The sequence below is a fragment of the Mesocryomonas lacus genome, assembly GCF_055730135.2.
In genome coordinates, this window is record NZ_JBUZWE020000035.1 from 1 (window position 1) to 3,206 (window position 3,206).

The 3,206-nt window shown below is 55.3% G+C and carries 4 protein-coding genes; all 4 read right to left on the reverse strand.

All coding sequences use genetic code 11. The annotated features are described in order from the left end of the window. Window positions 1-261: 261 nt before the first annotated feature. Window positions 262-507 carry a helix-turn-helix domain-containing protein gene (locus ACZLZY_RS24710; RefSeq protein ID WP_472936615.1) on the reverse strand — a complete coding sequence of 82 codons (246 nt, stop codon included), beginning with the start codon at window positions 505-507 and terminating at the stop codon, window positions 262-264. A gap of 310 nt (window positions 508-817) precedes the next feature. After that, window positions 818-1,036, reverse strand: coding sequence for a hypothetical protein (locus ACZLZY_RS24715; RefSeq protein ID WP_472936612.1), 219 nt, complete (start codon window positions 1,034-1,036; stop codon window positions 818-820). 1,282 nt (window positions 1,037-2,318) lie between these two features. Next, a complete protein-coding gene (locus ACZLZY_RS24720) occupies window positions 2,319-2,519 on the reverse strand; it encodes a hypothetical protein (RefSeq protein WP_472936613.1) in 201 nt (66 codons plus the stop codon). Window positions 2,520-2,542: 23 nt separating this feature from the next. After that, the coding region (locus ACZLZY_RS24725) for a methyl-accepting chemotaxis protein (RefSeq protein WP_472936614.1) at window positions 2,543-3,206 on the reverse strand (664 nt) is incomplete at its 5' end.

Consider the following 3,206-nt stretch of genomic DNA (forward strand, 5'->3'; position numbering starts at 1 on the left):
CTGCGGGACTGGTACTGTCATCGCTTGCTGCGGCCCTGGCGATGGCGCTCGGCCAAGCGCATTGGAAGGCGATTCGCAGCGCCGCTTCCTACGACTATTAATCCCATCGTGGATTTCAAGAGCGGCGAAAGCTTCGGCAGATGCAGCGATGTCTGCTTTGTCTGACGACTGGACAGATGTTTTGTCATCTGGCCACCTTCGAGGTATCGGGGCTCCGGAAAACTGCCGCGCATTAGCGGAATCCAACCGGATCCTGTCGCTTTAATTGTCGACTAGCAAGTCCACTGGTACGTCCAGAATATCTGAAAGAACAGCCAGCTCAAGGCCATGAGGCTCTGCTCCCTGCTCAATTGCCGCGAGCCGCACCTCGGTAATTCCAGCGTCGGCCGCAACATCATGCTGCGACTGCCCAGATGACTCGCGGAATGCTCGGACAGCAGTTGCGCCATCTTCAATGGCCGCGGTGACAGGGGCAGGGACTTGGAAATCGGTTTCTCTTTTAGTCATCACCCTCAAGACCTCTCGGTAAAGCTTCGGATGCGTCTCGCTCCAGCCTAGCAGCCCGAAGCCGCGCAGTCTTCTCTGCCGTGGCTTCCTTCTGCGATGCCGCACCGGATCCAGTGCCCCGCAATTCCTCTATTTCGGCGGACGGACGGAAATGCTTGTTCGCAGCCTTAACGGCCGCCGACTCTTTATCAGCCAATGTAAGTATCCGAATAAGTTAACGTATTGCTAGCATACGGCAATCAGCCAGCTGCGTCTCGCGCATGCCGTGGATGGAGCGCGCGCTCTTAGCAGACATCAGAAGCGATGCGCCTTAGCCCATACTCTCATGGTAATGTCGGGTCTTGTTCACCAGCTTTTTCTCGTCCGCTATTGCCCGGTCAACCGCCTCAATCATCGCCTGAACATTCACCAACTCACTGATTTTCGCGGTGCCGGTGACGCTGATAGCCAAGCTCCGACGCTCGGTTACCAGCTGATTGCGGATCTTTTGTAACGCCTCTTCGTATTCACGAGATTTATCAGAGGCCATGGCAATCTTTCAGTTTTATTCGCAGGCCTGAGCTGCGATGAGGTTGGCAGCGAGTAGGCTTGATGGCCAATCCCGCGTCGCGCAAGTCTGATGCGCCATCGCTCAAGCGCAAAACGGCGACACCTATTGAGGGGTTGTCGCCGGCCCTTCGCAACTGCTTCAGCGCTGACACTGGAGTACCCTTAGGCGCTGGTGATGAAGCGTCACCCATCCGGCATGCCTGAGGCCTACGGCACCACTACGGTGATACGCTCTTTCTCGCCGTCAGCACCTTCAGGGGGTATTCCATTCTCTGCCCTTAGCGCCCGTGCCAGCTCTAATTCCCTCGCTTGGTCGGCTAAACGCTGCCAGTTCCTTCTTGCCTCATCATGCCGAGCTTTCACGCCAGGCGTTACCGCGTTTCTCGCCTCGATCTCTGCTGCATCTGCACGGGTTTGATAGTCGGTGCTGGTATCCACGCGGCTCAAATTCGGTTCCCTTTGATGGTGTCTATGTCGCACGGATTGCCGGGGTCCAGCGGACCCCCCCGGAAATGAAGGGAACTAAATGCAACATGACTGCGACATCAAATCGATGGCAATGCCGCATATACTGTCGCTAACTGTCTGAAAAGGCTTCGGAAATTGCTGGCTGGGGAACCTGGATTCCCAGCCAACTTATTAAGTGCCTGAAACTGCGTGGTTTTAGTCGTAAAATACCCATCAATTCGAGGCGAGAGTGGACCAGCGTGGTGGACCCGTCAACCCGGCCGAGACATCGCCTGGAAAGAGGTCTAGTCGCCAAAACCGCTCGGCGAATTTGAGCATGCACTGAGCGACAAGCCACATTTGCTCAGCTCCGAACGACAGCTTCGCGCCCAACATGGTCTCTCAATGATGCGCTTTAGGGGTCCGAAAGCGGACGTTACAAAAGTTGGACGAGACTTCTCCCACTGAGTTGCGGGCCTCGATCCTACCCAGAAAACATAGTGGTCTGATCCGTTTTGCGTAATTTCGTTGCCGTCCGCTTTTATAAGTCGCTACAGCATATTCAGCAGATGGAGTGCCTTCGACGCGATCGAGCCTCCGATGTGCAGCAGATTCTCAAGGCGGGAACTATAAACGGGGATTAGGTTATCATCTCAGAAGGCATAATTAGGTTCAGCTGACTGAACCTCAAAATTCGGGCGATCGCCGTTCTCAGAATCCCCGGAACAAACAATGTATTGGTGATACCGGTTCACCCTCAGTAATTAATTCAAAAATAGCTGGCCCGTCACGATCGCCACGGGCCGGATAGTCGATTATCGTTGCGCTTGCGTAATGACAGGCAACGGAAATTCTAGGCCAGTTAGCAGCTCATCGATAGCCATCGGATGAACGATCATTGCAACAGCGTCACCTGATCCGCTTACTCCCACTACGGAGAGCGAACCATTTGCCATCAGTTGAACGCTTTCCAGCTGAGCCAGCGAAAAGCTGCGGAAACGTCTGTTCTTGGTCATGACGACCTACCCTCCCTGTGCGCTCAAAATTCGGCCCAGTCATTCGCCGCCTGATCATGAGCAGCGCCGCCTTTGCTTCTAACTGTGCGCATCTGGACGACAGGACGATGCGCCGCCGAATGGGACTTCGCCGATGGTCGGTTTGATTGGCTGTCAGTTTGTGTTCGGAACCGGCCGATCAGGATCGCAAGCTCTTCTGTCTCGCTTGATAGGGTCTGCGCTGCGGCGGTTGTCTCTTCGACCATCGCGGCATTCTGTTGGGTCACCTTGTCCATATTATCGGCAGCCATCGAAACTTCCTTCAGGCTGTGGGCCTGTTCGCCTGCGCTAGCGGCGATGGCTGCGACGACATTGGTCATTTCTCCAACCTGAATGACGATCTCTTTCAGCGAACCGCCAGAGGCCGATACAAGCTCCACGCCCTTGGCTACCTGAGCGCTAGAGGTGGAGATCAGGTTTTTGATCTCCTTCGCTGCTTCCGCGGATCGTTGCGCCAGACCACGCACTTCTTGGGCAACCACGGCAAAACCCCGACCGGCTTCACCCGCCCGTGCGGCCTCCACACCAGCATTCAGTGCAAGAAGGTTCGTCTGGAACGCGATCTCGTCGATCACACCGATGATCTTACCGATCTGGTCAGATGATTGTTCGATCTCAGACATCGCGTCGATTGCCCGACCAACAATT